The 16,853-nt window shown below is 48.6% G+C and carries 14 protein-coding genes and 1 tRNA gene; 13 read left to right on the top strand and 2 right to left on the bottom strand.

Translation table 11 applies throughout. The features are described from left to right. Nucleotides 1–6 precede the first annotated feature (6 nt). From carB to CLC91_RS12545, 3 genes are all read left to right on the top strand, one after another. Entirely contained in the window at nucleotides 7–3,219 is a 3,213-nt protein-coding gene (carB, locus tag CLC91_RS12535; protein WP_095498697.1) for a carbamoyl-phosphate synthase large subunit, read from the top strand. Between the two features lie 188 nt (nucleotides 3,220–3,407). Beyond that, the gene (gene greA, locus CLC91_RS12540) at nucleotides 3,408–3,887 is read left to right on the top strand and encodes a transcription elongation factor GreA (RefSeq protein WP_269844432.1); all 480 of its coding nucleotides are present in this window, start codon (nucleotides 3,408–3,410) and stop codon (nucleotides 3,885–3,887) included. Nucleotides 3,888–3,910: 23 nt separating this feature from the next. After that, nucleotides 3,911–4,957, top strand: a complete 1,047-nt coding sequence (locus CLC91_RS12545) for a TRM11 family SAM-dependent methyltransferase (RefSeq protein ID WP_095498699.1) — start codon at nucleotides 3,911–3,913, stop codon at nucleotides 4,955–4,957. 51 nt (nucleotides 4,958–5,008) lie between these two features. On the opposite strand, the gene yhbY is transcribed toward CLC91_RS12545, so the two are convergent. Beyond that, the gene (gene yhbY, locus CLC91_RS12550; RefSeq protein ID WP_095498700.1) at nucleotides 5,009–5,305 is read right to left on the bottom strand and encodes a ribosome assembly RNA-binding protein YhbY; all 297 of its coding nucleotides are present in this window, start codon (nucleotides 5,303–5,305) and stop codon (nucleotides 5,009–5,011) included. A 93-nt stretch (nucleotides 5,306–5,398) separates the two neighbouring features. Here yhbY and rlmE point away from each other — a divergent pair, with 93 nt between their 5' ends. The 4 genes from rlmE to CLC91_RS12570 all read left to right on the top strand — a co-directional run bounded on the left by rlmE (nucleotide 5,399) and on the right by CLC91_RS12570 (nucleotide 10,485). Further along, entirely contained in the window at nucleotides 5,399–6,031 is a 633-nt protein-coding gene (gene rlmE / locus CLC91_RS12555; protein WP_095498701.1) for a 23S rRNA (uridine(2552)-2'-O)-methyltransferase RlmE, read from the top strand. A 49-nt stretch (nucleotides 6,032–6,080) separates the two neighbouring features. Further along, nucleotides 6,081–8,042, top strand: a complete 1,962-nt coding sequence (ftsH, locus tag CLC91_RS12560) for an ATP-dependent zinc metalloprotease FtsH (protein ID WP_095498702.1) — start codon at nucleotides 6,081–6,083, stop codon at nucleotides 8,040–8,042. 70 nt (nucleotides 8,043–8,112) lie between these two features. Next, on the top strand, nucleotides 8,113–9,390 hold the full coding sequence (locus CLC91_RS12565) for a DEAD/DEAH box helicase (RefSeq protein WP_095498703.1): 1,278 nt from the start codon (nucleotides 8,113–8,115) through the stop codon (nucleotides 9,388–9,390). A gap of 96 nt (nucleotides 9,391–9,486) precedes the next feature. Further along, nucleotides 9,487–10,485, top strand: coding sequence for a lipid A deacylase LpxR family protein (locus tag CLC91_RS12570; protein WP_095498704.1), 999 nt, complete (start codon nucleotides 9,487–9,489; stop codon nucleotides 10,483–10,485). Here the strand turns inward: CLC91_RS12570 and CLC91_RS12575 are convergent. Continuing rightward, a complete protein-coding gene (locus CLC91_RS12575; protein WP_095498705.1) occupies nucleotides 10,482–10,859 on the bottom strand; it encodes a DUF6515 family protein in 378 nt (125 codons plus the stop codon). The genes CLC91_RS12570 and CLC91_RS12575 overlap by 4 nt on opposite strands. A gap of 144 nt (nucleotides 10,860–11,003) precedes the next feature. Here CLC91_RS12575 and folP point away from each other — a divergent pair, with 144 nt between their 5' ends. From folP to CLC91_RS12610, 6 genes are all read left to right on the top strand, one after another. Next, nucleotides 11,004–11,846 carry a dihydropteroate synthase gene (gene folP / locus CLC91_RS12580; protein WP_095498706.1) on the top strand — a complete coding sequence of 281 codons (843 nt, stop codon included), beginning with the start codon at nucleotides 11,004–11,006 and terminating at the stop codon, nucleotides 11,844–11,846. Further along, on the top strand, nucleotides 11,846–13,195 hold the full coding sequence (glmM, locus tag CLC91_RS12585; RefSeq protein ID WP_408634230.1) for a phosphoglucosamine mutase: 1,350 nt from the start codon (nucleotides 11,846–11,848) through the stop codon (nucleotides 13,193–13,195). Before folP ends, glmM begins: the two co-directional genes overlap by 1 nt. 133 nt (nucleotides 13,196–13,328) lie before the next feature. Then, the gene (gene tpiA / locus CLC91_RS12590) at nucleotides 13,329–14,114 is read left to right on the top strand and encodes a triose-phosphate isomerase (RefSeq protein ID WP_095498707.1); all 786 of its coding nucleotides are present in this window, start codon (nucleotides 13,329–13,331) and stop codon (nucleotides 14,112–14,114) included. Between the two features lie 4 nt (nucleotides 14,115–14,118). Beyond that, nucleotides 14,119–14,457, top strand: coding sequence for a preprotein translocase subunit SecG (gene secG, locus CLC91_RS12595; protein ID WP_095498785.1), 339 nt, complete (start codon nucleotides 14,119–14,121; stop codon nucleotides 14,455–14,457). Between the two features lie 13 nt (nucleotides 14,458–14,470). Next, nucleotides 14,471–14,557 (top strand) — tRNA-Leu (locus tag CLC91_RS12600). A gap of 736 nt (nucleotides 14,558–15,293) precedes the next feature. After that, nucleotides 15,294–16,799 carry a peptide MFS transporter gene (locus CLC91_RS12610; protein WP_158220743.1) on the top strand — a complete coding sequence of 502 codons (1,506 nt, stop codon included), beginning with the start codon at nucleotides 15,294–15,296 and terminating at the stop codon, nucleotides 16,797–16,799. Nucleotides 16,800–16,853: the final 54 nt, after the last annotated feature.

The following is a 16,853-nucleotide window of genomic DNA, read 5'->3' on the forward strand; positions in this document are numbered from 1 at the left end:
AACTCGATGCCAAAACGTAATGACATTAACACCATTCTTATCCTAGGGGCTGGCCCAATTGTAATTGGCCAAGCCTGCGAGTTCGATTACTCCGGTGCGCAAGCGTGTAAAGCGTTGCGAGAAGAAGGTTACAAAGTGGTGTTGGTTAACTCCAACCCCGCCACCATTATGACCGACCCAGAAATGGCCGACTCAACTTATATCGAGCCAATTCATTGGGAAGTGGTTCGAAAAATTATCGAAAAAGAGCGCCCAGATGCCATCCTGCCCACCATGGGTGGCCAAACCGCGCTCAACTGCGCGTTGGAACTTGAGCAAAAAGGCGTTTTAGAAGAGTTTGGCGTTGAAATGATCGGCGCTACCGCAGATGCGATTGATAAGGCCGAAGATCGCGCCCGTTTCGATGTCGCCATGAAAAGCATTGGCCTTGAGTGTCCGCGAGCGGGCATTGCCCACTCAATGGACGAAGCTTACGGCGTATTAAACGAAGTTGGCTTCCCTTGTATTATCCGTCCGTCATTTACCATGGGCGGTAGCGGCGGTGGTATCGCCTACAACAAAGAAGAATTCGAAGAGATTTGCAGCCGTGGTCTTGATTTAAGCCCAACTAATGAACTGCTCATCGACGAGTCTTTAATTGGTTGGAAAGAATATGAGATGGAAGTTGTTCGTGACAGAAACGACAACTGCATCATTGTCTGTGCCATTGAAAACTTCGACGCCATGGGCGTTCATACGGGTGACTCGATTACCGTTGCACCGGCGCAAACATTAACCGACAAAGAATATCAACTCATGCGTAACGCCTCTATGGCGGTGTTGCGTGAAATCGGAGTTGAAACCGGTGGTTCTAACGTTCAGTTTGGTGTGAACCCGAAAGATGGGCGCATGGTCATCATTGAGATGAACCCGCGTGTAAGCCGCTCTTCAGCACTGGCCTCTAAAGCGACCGGATTCCCCATCGCCAAGATTGCAGCCAAGTTAGCGGTAGGCTTTACCCTAGACGAGTTAATGAACGACATTACCGGTGGTCGCACTCCAGCAAGCTTTGAGCCGGCCATTGATTATGTGGTTACTAAGATTCCGCGCTTTAACTTTGAAAAATTTGCAGGCTCTAACGATCGCCTAACCACCCAAATGAAGTCGGTTGGTGAAGTAATGGCCATTGGCCGCACGTTGCAAGAGTCCATGCAAAAAGCATTGCGCGGCCTAGAGGTTGGCATCGACGGCTTTGACCCTGTGGTTGACTTAGACGACGACACTTCAATGGCGCGTATTCGCCACGAGCTGAAAGAGCCAGGCGCGGACCGTATTTTGTACATTGGTGATGCCTTTAGAAGCGGCCTTTCCATGGACGCTATTTTCAAGCTGACTAATATCGACCCTTGGTTCTTGGTGCAAATTGAAGACATCATTAAGAGCGAAGAGCATTTGCAAGAGCAGGGTTTTGGCGGTCTCGATAGCGACTTGCTGTACCGACTAAAACGCAAAGGCTTCAGCGATGCGCGAATTTCGAAGGTGCTGGGCGTATCAGAAACCGAAGTTCGCAAACTGCGCCAGCGCTACCAAATCTTCCCGGTTTACAAGCGCGTGGACACTTGTGCAGCGGAATTCGCCACTGATACCGCTTACATGTACTCAACCTATGAAGAAGAGTGTGAAGCGGCGCCATCGGATAAAGACAAAATCATGGTTCTTGGTGGCGGTCCTAACCGTATTGGACAAGGCATTGAGTTTGATTACTGCTGTGTGCATGCGGCATTGGCATTGCGCGAAGATGGCTTTGAAACCATCATGGTTAACTGTAACCCAGAGACGGTTTCTACCGACTATGACACTTCTGATCGCTTGTACTTTGAGCCAGTAACCCTTGAAGACGTGCTGGAAATTGTTCGAGTTGAAAATCCTAAAGGCGTTATCGTGCATTACGGTGGTCAAACACCGCTGAAGTTAGCCCGCGCCCTAGAACAAGCCGGCGTGCCGATTATTGGTACCAGCCCAGATGCCATTGACCGTGCAGAAGATCGTGAGCGTTTCCAACAAGCGGTAGAGCGCTTAGGCTTAAAGCAGCCAGAAAACGACACAGTGACCACCACCGAAGGTGCAGTTATCGCCGCCGAGCGCATTGGTTATCCACTGGTTGTACGCCCATCCTACGTATTAGGTGGTCGAGCTATGGAAATTGTGTACGACGAGAAAGATTTACGCCGTTACTTTAACGAAGCGGTATCGGTTTCTAATGAGTCGCCGGTGTTGCTGGATCACTTCTTAGACGATGCCATTGAAGTTGATATCGACGCCGTGTGCGACGGTACCGATGTGGTTATCGGCGGTATTATGGAGCACATCGAGCAAGCCGGGGTTCACTCCGGAGATTCAGGTTGCTCGCTTCCTCCATACAGCTTAAGTGAAGACGTCCAAAACCGCATGCGTGAACAAGTTCGCGCTCTAGCACTTGAGTTAGGCGTTCGTGGCCTAATGAACACTCAGTTCGCGGTTAAAGACGACGTCATCTATATGATTGAGGTGAATCCTCGTGCTGCCCGTACCGTGCCTTTTGTCTCTAAAGCGACAGGCGTACCGGTAGCTAAAGTAGCGGCTCGAGTAATGGCGGGACAAACTCTAAAAGAGCAGGGCTTTGTAAAAGAAGTCATTCCAAGCTACTACTCGGTTAAAGAAGTGGTGCTGCCGTTTAACAAGTTCCCTGGTGTGGATCCCTTGTTAGGGCCTGAAATGCGCTCTACCGGTGAAGTGATGGGGGTTGGAACCACCTTTGCTGAAGCCTATGCCAAGGCGCAGCTGGGTGCCATTAAAGATGTGCCGAAAAATGGTCGCGCCTTATTGTCCGTGCGTAATTCGGACAAAAAACGCGTGGCGCAATTGGCGAAAAACTTAATGGCGCTTGGCTATGAGATTGACGCAACCCACGGCACAGCTGTGGTGCTTGGCGAAGCCGGCATTAATCCGCGCTTGGTGAACAAGGTGCATGAAGGCCGACCTCACATTCTGGATCGCATTAAGAACGATGAGTACACCTACATTGTAAACACCACCGAGGGTCGTCAAGCCATTGAAGACTCGCGTACGCTTCGTCGCGGTGCATTGCGTTACAAGGTGAATTACACCACCACCATGAACGCTGCTTTTGCGACCTGCTTGGCTCACGCTGAAGACGACAAAGCGCGCGTTGCATCGGTGCAGGAGTTACATAAGCTGTAATCTGCGTATATAACGCCCAATTGGGTAATTGACTCAATTGGGCTACACTGAGCTATTGTGGTTTTTCTGATGGCTCAGTGGTACCCTGTCGCTACTATCGAAACAGAACACCCAATTTTTAAAAATGCCCGCTCCGCTTAAATTCACTTTTAAGCGGCGGAGCTTTTTTGTAATGGAGAATATGAACAGTGAACAATCAAGTTCCTATGACGAACCAAGGTGCGGAAACGTTGCGCGCCGAACTTGACGTATTAAAGCGCGAACGCCGTCCTGCTATCTCGGCGGCCATTGCTTCAGCAAGAGAGCTGGGGGATTTAAAAGAAAATGCTGAGTATCATGCTGCCCGTGAAGAGCAAGGTCTTTGCGAAGCACGCATTCGAGACATCGAAGGTAAGTTGTCAAATGCTCAAATTATTGACGTCACCAAAATGCCGAATACCGGCCGTGTTATTTTTGGCACCACGGTTACCATTTTAAATCTTGATACCGATGAAGAAGTGACCTATCGCATTGTGGGTGATGATGAAGCCGATATTAAACAAAATCTGATTTCGGTGAATTCTCCCATTGCTCGTGGGTTAATCGGCAAGAACTTGGACGACGAAGTTACTATCAGCACCCCTGGCGGTGAAACTGACTTTGAAATCACCGCGGTTGAGTACATCTAAGCTAGGCATTGCTAATAAATCCCATGATTCATTATCTTCTTTTGGCAAATCCTGGACACAATCGAATCTATTTCGAAAGTGCCCAACAAATTGGCCGCAGCGAGCTGCAAGCCATTGCCTTGAGTGCAAACGCACAGCTAAGCTTTGTTGAAGACAGCCGTGACGAGTACGTTCATGGCTTGCCTGCAAACCTTCAATTTAGCGTGGATGCGCCATTAACGCCCGAGCAAATGCAGCGACTGTCGAGCGCATCGACCTTCTACAGTTTGTTCGAAATTAAGCTCGATAAGCTGTTGCAGCCGTGCCAAGTTCAAGATTTTCGAACCTTCCCTGAATCCATGGTGCAGATATTGCGCTACACGGGTAAGACCAATGAGCAATTCACACGGCTTATGGTCAACCTCGCCGTAAGCGCCAGTGAAACCCGCAGTGAACGACTCACTTTGCTGGACCCTATGTCCGGCAAAGGCACCAGTCTTTACGAAGGCTTAATTCGCGGTTACAACGTGGTGGGGGTTGAAATTAACAGTAAATGGGTTGAAGAAACTCGAGCCTACTTGCTTAATTTCATGAAAAAAGGCCGTTATAAGCACGGCGCCCGCAAAGAGCGAAGAAACTTGGCTGGTGGCAATAAAAAGGCGGCCACTGGGTTCATACTGGATTGCGCTCACAGCAAGGCCGCCTATGCTAATAAACAAAGCCAGCAACTGCAGCTGTTTGACGGCGATACTCGGCAATTGCAGCACATGGTAAAAAAGCGTTCTTGCGATGTGCTTGTGTGTGATTTGCCCTATGGCGTGCAACACGGCAGCAAAAACGCGAAAGACAGCAAACTGGAGCGAAGCCCTCTAGAACTTCTAGAGCAAGCGCTCCCAAGCTGGTCGCAAGCACTAAAGGCGAAAGCGGCGGCGGTTATCTCGTTTAACGAGTTTACCTTAACCTGGCAGCAAGCGGCGACGGCGTTCACTCAAGCAGGATTTGAGGTGTTGCCGCAAGAGTACTATCAAGGCTATTTGCACAGGGTCGACCAATCGATTAAGCGTAACTTAATCGTGGCGAGAAAAAAGTAGAGGTACTCTCGCAAGCCCATCCGTGAGCTTGCAGAATTGGTTATATGGCCGTTAGGCTTTAGGCAGTTCGATTTTGCTGTCTTCCACAGGGCGGAAGATGATCAGCATGTGACCAATGGTCTGAACTTTTATGGCAGAGGTCTCGCGAATAATTGCATCGATGATGGCGTTTTTAAGTTCGCGATCTTCTGAAGCAACCTTAACTTTAATCAATTCGTGATGGTCAAGGGCGATATTAATTTCCGCCAAAACGCCTTCGGTTAGTCCATTGGCGCCAAGCAATACCACAGGCTTTAGGCTGTGTGCCAAGCCTTTTAAGTGTTGCTTTTGTTTATTGGATAGCTTCATGGGTGTCCAACTTTTAGAGTTTGGGGGTTTAAAAACCGATAGTTTACCCCCATATCCTTTTTGGTGTAACTGTTATTTACGGGAACCGTGAACATGTCGGGCAGTAAAAACCGCAGTGTCAGTTCGAAACGATGGCTAAAAGAGCATTTCGACGACAAGTACGTTAAACAAGCACAAAAGCAAGGCTTACGTTCGCGCGCCGTGTTTAAGTTAGAAGAGATCCAAAACAAAGATAAATTGATCCGTGATGGTATGACCGTCGTTGATCTAGGAGCAGCTCCTGGTGGTTGGTCTCAGCTGGCCACTAAGTTAGTGGGGGAAAGTGGACAAGTTATTGCGTGCGATATCTTGCCAATGGACCCCATTGCAGGCGTGGATTTCTTGCAAGGGGATTTTCGAGAAGAAGCTGTCCTTAATGCATTGTTAGAGCGCGTAGGCTCAGACAAAGTAGACGTGGTGTTATCTGATATGGCGCCGAATATGAGTGGTAATGGTGCTGTCGACCAGCCTCGAGCCATGTATTTGGTGGAGTTAGCACTGGACATGTGCCACAGCGTATTGGCACCAAATGGCAGTTTTGCGGTCAAAGTATTTCAGGGAGAAGGCTTTGACGAGTTTATGAAACAGCTAAGACAAGCGTTTAAAGTGGTAAAGAGTCGCAAGCCTGACAGTTCACGAGCTCGCTCGAGAGAAGTGTTCGTAGTGGCTACTGGCTACAAGTTGTAGTACTCTTTTTATATAAGAATTTTTAAGACTGAACAGAGGTCTATTTATTTTGAGCGATATGGCTAAAAATCTCATTTTGTGGGTAGTTATTGCGGTTGTGTTAATGTCCGTCTTCAATGGCTATTCTCCAAACAACAACACCGCCACAAAAATGGATTACACCCAATTTTTGTCGGCAGTAGAGTCGGGTCAGATTTCCAGTGTGGTGGTGCAAGAAGACCAACGCACCATTAACGGAACACGCCGCAGTGGTGAGAGCTTCACCACAGTGATGCCGATTCCAGATTTGGATTTAATTAATGATCTTAAACGCTCAAATGTTGCGGTAACCGGTAAGGTTCCGGAAGAATCCGGCTTCTTAACTCAAATTTTCATTTCTTGGTTCCCAATGTTACTGCTCATTGGTGTGTGGATTTTCTTCATGCGTCAAATGCAAGGCGGTGGCGGTAAAGGCGCCATGTCGTTTGGTAAGAGTAAAGCGCGCCTAATGGGCGAAGACCAAATTAAAACCACCTTTGCTGACGTCGCGGGTTGTGACGAAGCCAAAGAGGAAGTTGGCGAGTTGGTGGATTACCTTCGCGACCCAACCAAATTCCAAAAATTAGGCGGACGCATTCCTACCGGTGTACTTATGGTCGGTCCTCCAGGTACGGGTAAAACCTTATTAGCCAAAGCCATCGCCGGTGAAGCAAAAGTACCATTCTTCACAATCTCCGGTTCGGATTTTGTTGAAATGTTCGTTGGTGTGGGTGCTTCCCGTGTTCGTGACATGTTTGAGCAAGCTAAAAAGTCAGCGCCTTGTATCATCTTCATCGATGAGATTGATGCCGTAGGTCGCCAACGTGGTGCCGGTCTTGGTGGTGGTCACGATGAGCGTGAGCAAACCCTTAACCAAATGTTGGTGGAAATGGATGGCTTTGACGGTAACGAAGGCATCATTGTTATTGCTGCAACAAACCGACCAGACGTGCTCGACCCAGCCTTGTTGCGTCCGGGACGTTTTGACCGCCAAGTGGTGGTGGGACTGCCAGACGTACGTGGTCGTGAACAAATCCTTAAAGTTCACATGCGCAAAGTACCGATTGGTGATGACGTTAAAGCCAGCTTGATTGCTCGCGGTACTCCAGGTTTCTCGGGTGCCGATTTGGCCAACCTTGTTAACGAAGCGGCCTTGTTTGCAGCGCGCAACTCTAAGCGCTTAGTGGGCATGGAAGAGTTTGAACGCGCCAAAGATAAAATCATGATGGGTGCTGAACGTCGGTCTATGGTGATGAGCGAGCCTGAAAAGGAAATGACCGCTTATCACGAAGCAGGCCACGCCATTGTTGGGCGTATGGTGCCTGAGCACGATCCGGTTTATAAGGTCTCTATTATTCCTCGCGGTCGAGCTCTAGGTGTGACCATGTACTTGCCAGAGCAAGACAGAGTGAGCCATTCCAAACAGCATCTTGAAAGCATGATTTCCAGCTTATTTGGTGGTCGTTTGGCGGAAGAAATCATCTTTGGTAAAGATAAAGTAACCACCGGCGCCTCTAATGACATTGAGCGGGCTACCGACATTGCTCGCAAGATGGTGACCCAATGGGGCTTGAGTGAGCGTTTGGGCCCAATGCTTTATGCCGAAGAAGACGGTGAGGTGTTCTTAGGTCGCTCAATGGCCAAAGCTTCGCACATGTCAGAAGACACGGCGCGGGTTATCGATGAAGAAATTAAAGCCGTCATTGACAGCAATTATCAGCGTGCTGAGCAGATCCTAAAAGACAACATGGATATCCTGCATGCCATGAAAGACGCGTTAATGAAGTACGAAACCATTGATGCCGCTCAAATCGATGACTTAATGGAACGCAAAGACGTGCGACCACCGGCGGATTGGACCGATGGTGATGACAGCAACGACAAAAGCTCTGGCCAATCCGCTGCCGCGGATGCTGAGCCTGAAGTGAAAGCTGATGCCTCACAAGACAAGCCTGCTGACAACGGCGAACCAGACCAAGCGCCCGCAAAGTAGCCTGTCGCGCTCATACAAAGCCCTGCATCTTAGCGGGGCTTTTTCATTTTTCTAGATAGGATTGATTGCAATGGGATTTGATAAGCTAGGGTTGTCGAGCGAGCTGCTTAACAGCCTCAGTGCATTGGGTTTTAGCTCCCCAACGCCAATACAAACACAAGCCATCCCAGTATTATTGCAAGGTCATGATGTGTTGGCAGCAGCGCAAACGGGTACGGGTAAAACCGCGGCCTTTGGGTTGCCGTTGATGCAGCACTTGCTGCAAGCGCATAACCCGGCTGAAAGGGGCCACACCAAGGCGTTAATTCTAACCCCTACTCGAGAGTTGGCTCAGCAAGTGCTCGATAGCCTTAAAGCCCTTAACCAACATCTATCCAATGAGCAACAGTTTAAGCTTGTGGCTGTGTACGGTGGCGTTAGCATTAAAGCTCAACAGGCGAAGTTGGACGAGGGCGTCGACATACTCGTCGCCACACCAGGTCGACTGTTGGATCACGTTTACAGTAAAAAATTGTCGCTAAAAACGTGCCAGTTTGTGGTTTTTGATGAAGCCGATCGAATGTTGGATATGGGCTTTATGCCCGACATCAAAAAGGTGTTAAGGCTCTTACCTAAGCAACCACAAATGGCGTTATTTTCCGCCACCTTTTCTGCAGCCATCAAACGACTGGCCTATGGCATGATGCAAACGCCTAAGGAAATATCGGTCAGTCCAAGTAACAGCGCTGCTGAATTAGTTGAGCAAATGGTTTATCCGGTGGATAAAAAGCGTAAAGCGGAATTACTGGCGCACCTTATTGGGCAGCGAAACTGGCAGCAGGTATTGGTGTTTGTGCGCACCAAAGAAGGCAGTGAAGCACTGGCAAAAGAGCTCGGCAAAGACGGCATTCAGGCCAGTGCGATTAACGGCGATAAATCCCAAGGCGCTCGTCAAAGAGCGTTAGACGACTTTAAAGCGGGCAAGCTACGAGCGCTTATCGCGACCGACGTTGCCGCACGTGGGCTTGATATTCACCAGCTTGAACAGGTGGTCAATTTCGATATGCCGTTTAAAGCGGAAGACTATGTGCATCGCATCGGACGAACCGGTCGCGCCGGCCATAAAGGGCTGGCTATCTCTTTGATGAGTCAGAGTGAAGAGGGCATGTTGGCCCAAATCGAGCGCTTGTTAGATGAGCGTTTGCCGCAGCAGTGGTTAAGCGGTTACGAACCCTCTGAGGACTCAGGCGACATCGATACTGGCCATCGCAACAGCAAACCCCTTAGCGCCAATGCACAGCGTCGTAAGCTTAAGCAGCAAATGCTTAAAGACGCGGGCTTGCTCAAAAAGAAAAAACGTCGCCGCTAGCGCTCACCAACAACAGCTCGGTTTTACTGAGGGGTTTGCGTCTAGGCTTTTTCATCGTTCAATGTATAGTTAAGGATATTCGAATAAGCGGCTTTTGTGAGCCATAAGAGAGGTCTAGCAGTGCAGTTAGCACCGGTGTCTGTAGCTTTAACATCTCTGTTGTTAATTGGCCCTAGCCTAGCGCAAGACAGTCGTTTTGCTGTGCAGCTTGATAATGACATTATTTTGGGTAGCGATGGCGACTATACCGGTGGCTTAATGCTGAATTGGTATGGCAACAGTGTCGCTGCTTCAGAGCAATTGCATTGGCTTCATCGTTGGCGAACGCCTTTGTTGTTTGGGGAAGGCGGCCGCTATCAAGCGGGAATATCGCTACAACAACGACTTTGGACGCCCAAAGAAATCGCCTTAGACACTCCGCAACCGACCGATAGGCCTTACGCGGGGGTGTTGCAGCTTGAGTCGAGTTTGGCTTACTACAACACGCACCTCGCGCAAAAGAGTTGGTTGAGTGTGGGGGTTATAGGGCCGTCATCGCAAGCGGCCGGTTTTCAAAAACAGATTCATCGCTGGACCGGCTCAACGCCGCCACAAGGGTGGCAATATCAAGTACAAGACCAATTCATTGCACAGTACGCCCACGAAGTGGATTGGCTCGTCAATCGTTATCAATTGGGCGAGCAGCAATTGGAATTAAGCACCAGCGCCTACGGCAACCTTGGTAACTTAAGAAGCGAAGCCTTGTTCAGTATGAACTTACGTTATGGCCGAGGTCTTGAGCAGAGCTTTGGAGGGGCTTCAAATCACTTTAACCATAATGGCTCGCTGAAACCGCTGTCGAAGCGTTTTAGTTACCAGCCTTACATGCGCATTGCAGCGGGCTATCGATTTCACGATCTCACCATCACAGGCAAAGTACCTTACGACAATCTCACCACCGTTGAGCCATTGCGTATTGAAGGGCAGCTTGGTGTGCTATTGGCTTTTAATGGCTGGGGTTTGGATTTTAGCTTAACCCAGTATCATAAAGACTATCAGCAAAACAGCAGTAACTGGCAACGCTATGCTCAACTCGGATTTTACGTCGGACTTTAAGATGCCGGCAGCCCTCGAGGGCGCTTAACCACCACATAAGCCTGTTTTTTGCGATTAAAACGATAGTACTGATCGGCAAATTGATAATATTCAACGCCGCCCACTACCCACTTGGTATAGCCTACTGGCAGCACTTTTACCTCAACGCCCAGTGGTGCACTGACAATCTGATAACTGCTGCGATAGGGCCTGTAATAATAACCTTGATAGTACCAATAGCGATGGCCGCGATGATGCAAATGCACGTGGCCTTTGGGTAAATGCTTTACTACTTTGGGCGATTTAGCTTTGGCAAACGCATCGCCAACATACAGGGCATTAGCCGCGACAGCCATAAATAGGGTTAGAACCAGAGCACTCAATCGTTGAATCATACATACCTTCCAGTAACCACTATTGTAACCCTTCGAGTGTAAAGAAACGTCAACTTGTTCAAAGTTAAGCAATGATGATTTTGGCCAGATTGCTACTCTCTAGTATACAATAACACTAGTAACAACAGCGGCTAGAAGTAATTAATGAAAACCTTAGCGTTTAAAAGAAAAACACTCGACCTCAGCCAGCCTCAGGTGATGGGCATTTTAAATACCACTCCCGATTCGTTTTCCGATGGTGGCCGATATCAGCAGTTGCAAGCGGCGATTGAGCAAGGGCTGGCCATGGTAAAAGCGGGCGCAACCCTATTAGATATTGGCGGTGAATCCACGCGGCCCGGCGCTAAGGACGTTGGCGTCGATGAAGAGCTTGATCGCGTCATTCCGGTAATACGGGGCATACGCCAATTCGATAGCAACACCTTGATTTCGGTAGATACCTCTAAGCCAGAGGTGATGTTAGCTGCGGTGGAAGCCGGGGCCGATATGATTAATGATGTATACGCCTTACGTCGAGAAGGGGCACTGCAAGCCGCCGCCGAATGTCAGGTGCCGGTTTGCTTGATGCACATGCAAGGGGAACCGAGGACCATGCAAGCAAACCCCAGTTATGACGATTTGATTACCGACATCAACGCTTTCTTTGAAGAACGCATTTTGGCCTGCCTTGAGGCGGGGATCGCCAAAGAGTTGTTGCTGTTAGACCCAGGTTTGGGCTTTGGAAAAAGCTTAGTCCACAATTATCAAATCATGAATCAGCTCAAACGTTTTAGTAAATTTGAACTGCCACTATTGGTTGGGGCATCGCGAAAGAGTATGATTGGCACATTACTTAATAAGCCAGTGCAGCAGCGAGTCGCGGGCAGTGTTAGTGCCGCGTTATACGCTGCCGTTAACGGCGCTCAAATTCTAAGAGTTCACGACGTTGCACAAACCTGCGATGCGTTGGCTGTTTGGACAGCCTGTGAGAACCCAATAATTACATAATGGATGTTAACGTGACCCAAAGAAAATTTTTCGGAACCGACGGTATTCGTGGCAAAGTGGGCGAAGGCAAGCTAACCCCGGAACTGGTACTTAAGCTGGGCTGGGCTGCTGGCCGAGTCTTGTCTCGACAGGGAACCAATAAGGTGATTGTAGGTAAAGATACCCGTATTAGCGGCTACCTGTTTGAAAGCGCTTTGGAAGCGGGTTTGTCCGCCGCCGGATTAAACGTTCGTCTACTGGGCCCAATGCCTACTCCCGCGGTGGCTTATCTCACTCGCACCTTTCGGGCAGAAGCCGGGATTGTGATTAGCGCATCTCATAACCCTTATTACGATAACGGCATCAAGTTCTTCTCAAGCGATGGCTCGAAGCTGGATGACCAAATTGAACGCGCCATCGAAGCTGAGCTGGAAAAACCTCTGCGTTGCGTAGAATCATCTAAGCTTGGAAAGGTGCGCCGAATTGAAGACGCCGCTGGGCGTTACATTGAACACTGTAAGAGTCATTTTCCACTCAATACTACCCTTGAAGGCCTCAAATTAGTGGTGGATTGTGCCCATGGCGCTACCTACCACATCGCCCCAAGAGTATTTAAAGAGCTTGGAGCCGAAGTCATTGCTATTGGTAATGAGCCTAATGGCATAAACATCAACGACGGTTATGGCGCTACTAGCATGGCCAACATCCGTGAAGCTGTGGTTCGCGAGCAAGCGGATCTGGGTATTGCCATTGATGGCGATGGTGATCGCATTATGTTAGTGGATCACTTTGGCAACGTTGTCGATGGTGACCAAATTCTGTATATCTTGGCCAAAGACGGGCAACAGCACGGCACCCTAGAAGGCGGTGTTGTGGGTACCTTAATGAGTAACCTTGGCCTTGAGCTAAAACTGGAAGAAATGAAGATTCCGTTTGAACGCTCGAAAGTGGGCGATCGCTACGTAATGGAAAAACTGCGTCAGAACGGCTGGCACATTGGTGGTGAAAACTCTGGCCATATTTTAGATCTTCATCATGCAACTACCGGCGATGCAACGGTTGCTGGGGTGCTGGTGTTGGCGGCGCTGCAACGCGCTAACTGTTCGCTGCATGAGTTTGTAAAAGACCTGGCTATGTTACCGCAAGTATTAATTAACGTGCGCTACAACGACGGTGGTGAGCCTTTGTCGAGCGATGCGGTACTCGCAGAAAAAGCTGCTGTGGAACAAGAGCTTGGCAAGCGAGGGCGAGTATTGTTGCGTAAATCCGGTACCGAACCTTTGATTCGTGTCATGGTGGAAGGGGACAACCAGCAACAGGTTCAAGCCTGTGCCGAGCGCATCGCCTCAGCAGTGAGCGAAGCCAGTTAATTGCTAAGTCGAGTTGCCTAGCTTAGCTCGGTACGTTTAAAAAACCGACAGACACCCCAAGTTTCCGATTCTGCCTCTTGTAACTGAGGGGCAGGTTAGATATCATTCCCGCCGCTTTAATAGGAGAGGTTTTATGACGTCAAGACGTCCAGTCCTTGCCGGTAACTGGAAGATGAATGGTAATCTTCAGTTAGCGCAGGAGCTAGTAGCTAAGTTTTCTAGCGAATTAGATAGCGACGCAGTCGAGGTGGTGCTTTGCCCACCGGCCGTATTCCTTGCAAACGTGAAGCAACTGCTTGAGCAAAATGCAGCAGCATTGGCTGGCACCCGTATCGGTGTTGGTGGTCAAAATGCCAGCGCCTTAGACGGCGGAGCGCATACGGGCGAAATTGCTGCTAGCATGTTAGCCAGCGTAGGCTGTGATTACGTGATTTTAGGTCACTCTGAGCGCCGCGCCATGTATGGTGATACCACAGTAAGCGTTGCTGAAAAGTTTGCCAAAGCGATAGCCAACGGACTTATACCCATTTTGTGTGTGGGAGAGTCTGAAAGCGAACGCCAACAAGGCAACACTTTCGATGTCATTGCCGCCGATCTTGAAAAAGTGGTGGAAACCAATGGGAAGCGAGCGTTCGATAATGCTATCATCGCCTATGAACCATTATGGGCGATAGGAACAGGTAATAGTGCCACCCCGGAGCAGGCGCAAGAAGTACACGCCTTTATTCGTGCACACTTGGCGAAAATCAGCGATTCTGATGCCAATGCGGTTCGAATTTTGTATGGCGGTAGCGTGACACCGGATAATGCCGTTGAGTTGTTTGCTCAAGCAGACGTAGACGGTGGCCTAATTGGCGGCGCTAGTTTGGATGCCGACAAGTTTATTAATTTATGCCAAATGGCAGTGAGTGCGAAATAAAATTATGTATGAAGTACTAATCGTTTGTTATTTGTTGGTAGCTATTGGCCTAGTAGGTCTGATACTTATCCAGCAAGGTAAAGGTGCCGATATGGGCGCATCGTTTGGCGCAGGCGCCTCGGGAACTCTGTTCGGCTCTAGCGGTTCAGGTAACTTCCTTACTCGTACAACGTCAATATTGGCGATTACTTTCTTTGTATTGAGTCTGCTCATTGGTCGCATGAGTGCGCACCACAACAAAGCAGATGAATCTTGGAATGATCTCAGTGAAGCGGGCACCGCAGTTCAGCTACCAGCTGATGCACCAGCACCGGCACCACAAGAAGACAAGATTCCAGAATAAACAAGCAATCTTTGCGGATGTGCTGAAATTGGTAGACAGGCAACGTTGAGGTCGTTGTGCTCGAAAGGGCGTGAGGGTTCAAGTCCCTCCATCCGCACCATATTAAAAAGCTCGATACTTAGGTATCGAGCTTTTTTTATGCAGTTGTCTAATCAGATATCCGGTGGAGGCATTATATCCGTTCTTGGAAATCGAGACACTTTAGTTTCAACATCTATTAAATTGCCGTCCGAATCGTAATAATAGATAAAGATGACTACGACCACCTCTGTCGCTGTGTAATTTATGAAAGGGTCACTAACCTTTATAGTTCCAGCTCCGTTGCTACTAGACGTTGTAGCTTGAAATTGTTCGCCTGAGTTCTTGCTATTACCGCTTGCGGAGAGCTTTGCTGTCTGATCAACTTTTATTGGAAAAGCCTTAGTCTTAAGCACTTTTCCATACTCATCTAACTGCTGAACAAGCACGTCAGTTCCAAGTTGACTTACTCGTATACAATCCTGATAACAGTCATTTAAGTTTGCGTTGGCAGCAAATGATGATGTCCAGAAAAGCAGACAGAGCAACAGTTTTTTCCATTTATCATATCTTTGTGTTCCCTCTTTGTGTTCCCTCTTTGTGTTGGTTAAAAAACGTACTAACCTAGCTAAGCTAGCATACCCCCCCCCCCTTCATTCAAGTCCTCCAATAAGCACCGCCCTGTCCTGGTATAGGTTCCCCTTTTTCACCCCATAATCCCACGGGATCACACAGAAAGCAGCACCAGTCTTTGGTTTAATCGGAAAATACACGACCCCAAGCGGGCAGTTTTTCTCATTACCACAGAGGTCATTCGTTTGCAGCCTTCACAATCCGCCACCCAAGAAAACCCGCAAAAACTGATTCGCAGCCAGGTGTTTAACGTCACCACGATTACGTTTTTAGGACAGTTTGCGTCCTACTCCATTGCATCGATCTTTATCTTGTTCTTAACCTTGCCCATTGTGAAAGATGGCTTGGGAATGACCGAAAGCGATGCCTATGAGTTTATGGGGGTAACGCAAGCCATGGGTTACTTAATGCCCATTGTTGGTGGCTTTATTATTGACCGTTATTTGGGGATTCGCCGTGGCATTACTTGGGGTGTGAGCTTACTGGCGGTTGCCTATGGTTTGGTGTATTTAGGCAGCTCCTATGTGCATGTTTTTGGTACCCATAGCTTTATTATCGCTTATGCCATGATCCCAACCATCAATGCCTTGACCAGCTCACCAACATCAGCCTTGGTCAGTCGTATTTACAAAGGCGATGAAGTGGGCAGTAAGTCCGGTATGACCTACTACTACATTGCCATTAATGTGGGCTCCCTCATTGGTATTGGTATCGCGCCGTTATTGATGGACAGTGCCTTAGGTGTGATGTCGGTGATCGCCGTGGTGATGATAGGTAAAGCGCTGGCGGCACTTAACTTTATTGTTAAACGTCGTTTGTACGATAACGTAGTGGATGAGCTTGATAAGGCGCCAATGACTCTTAAACGCTGGCTGCCGGTATTAGCTTATTGCGGCATTGGTTATGCCATCACCTACATGGCGTACCTTAATCCACACGTTAGTACCTACATTATTGGCTTAGGTTGCTCGTTGGGGATCCTAACGTTTTGTGCTCGCACATTGATGCTGGATGGAACGGATCGAGTGAAGCAATTGGTCGCCACCTTTTTGATTTTGGTCGCCATCGTCTTTTTCGTGCTTTATAACCAAATGGCCACCACCATGGTGATGTTTACCAAAAACAACACGGATAATACCTTGCTTGGGTTAACCTTAGCTCCGGCACAGTTTCAAATGATTAACCCGCTAATTATTCTGTTGATTGGCTCCATGTTGCCTAAGTTTTATCAACGCTTCTCTGGCTTTACCATCCCTTATCAATTCGCGGTTGGCGTGATGTTGGCTGGCTTGTCGATGTTAGCTCTATGGTTAGGAGCGGTAAGTGCCGATAGCAACGGTATGACCAGCGGCAACTATGTCGGTCTGTCGTATTTTATTGTGACCATCGCTGAGTTGTTTGTCAGTGCAGTAGGGCTATCAATGATAGGGCTCTATTGCCATTCAAGCATGCTCGCCTTCGCTATGGGCGCTTGGTATTTAGCCTCCTCCATGTCGAATTTGATCACAGGTCAATTGGGAAAATTGGTTGCGATCCCTCAAGGCGGAGAAGATACCGTGGCCTCAATGCACGCCTATGGTGATTACTTCTATTCCATGGGTTGGGTGGCATTGGTCATTGGGGGCCTATTATTTGGCGTTATGTATTTATTACAGCGCTCGCTTCGCCATCGCGGCATTGAAGTATGCTAATAACCAAAGTGTTGATTTACTTAAGCGAGCCAGTTAACTTCTAGGGTTAGGTGC

It is taken from the genome of Paraferrimonas haliotis (assembly GCF_002282895.1).
In the GTDB taxonomy this organism is placed as follows: domain Bacteria; phylum Pseudomonadota; class Gammaproteobacteria; order Enterobacterales; family Shewanellaceae; genus Paraferrimonas; species Paraferrimonas haliotis.

What these genes read in the sequence shown, in the direction of transcription:
- carB (WP_095498697.1), top strand. Translation starts at nt 7, where the DNA reads ATGCCAAAACGTAATGACATTAACACCATTCTTATCCTAGGGGCTGGC.
- CLC91_RS12545 (WP_095498699.1), top strand. Translation starts at nt 3,911, where the DNA reads ATGATTCATTATCTTCTTTTGGCAAATCCTGGACACAATCGAATCTAT.
- yhbY (WP_095498700.1), bottom strand. Translation starts at nt 5,305, where the DNA reads ATGAAGCTATCCAATAAACAAAAGCAACACTTAAAAGGCTTGGCACAC.
- rlmE (WP_095498701.1), top strand. Translation starts at nt 5,399, where the DNA reads ATGTCGGGCAGTAAAAACCGCAGTGTCAGTTCGAAACGATGGCTAAAA.
- CLC91_RS12565 (WP_095498703.1), top strand. Translation starts at nt 8,113, where the DNA reads ATGGGATTTGATAAGCTAGGGTTGTCGAGCGAGCTGCTTAACAGCCTC.
- CLC91_RS12575 (WP_095498705.1), bottom strand. Translation starts at nt 10,859, where the DNA reads ATGATTCAACGATTGAGTGCTCTGGTTCTAACCCTATTTATGGCTGTC.
- folP (WP_095498706.1), top strand. Translation starts at nt 11,004, where the DNA reads ATGAAAACCTTAGCGTTTAAAAGAAAAACACTCGACCTCAGCCAGCCT.
- glmM (WP_408634230.1), top strand. Translation starts at nt 11,846, where the DNA reads ATGGATGTTAACGTGACCCAAAGAAAATTTTTCGGAACCGACGGTATT.
- tpiA (WP_095498707.1), top strand. Translation starts at nt 13,329, where the DNA reads ATGACGTCAAGACGTCCAGTCCTTGCCGGTAACTGGAAGATGAATGGT.
- secG (WP_095498785.1), top strand. Translation starts at nt 14,119, where the DNA reads ATGTATGAAGTACTAATCGTTTGTTATTTGTTGGTAGCTATTGGCCTA.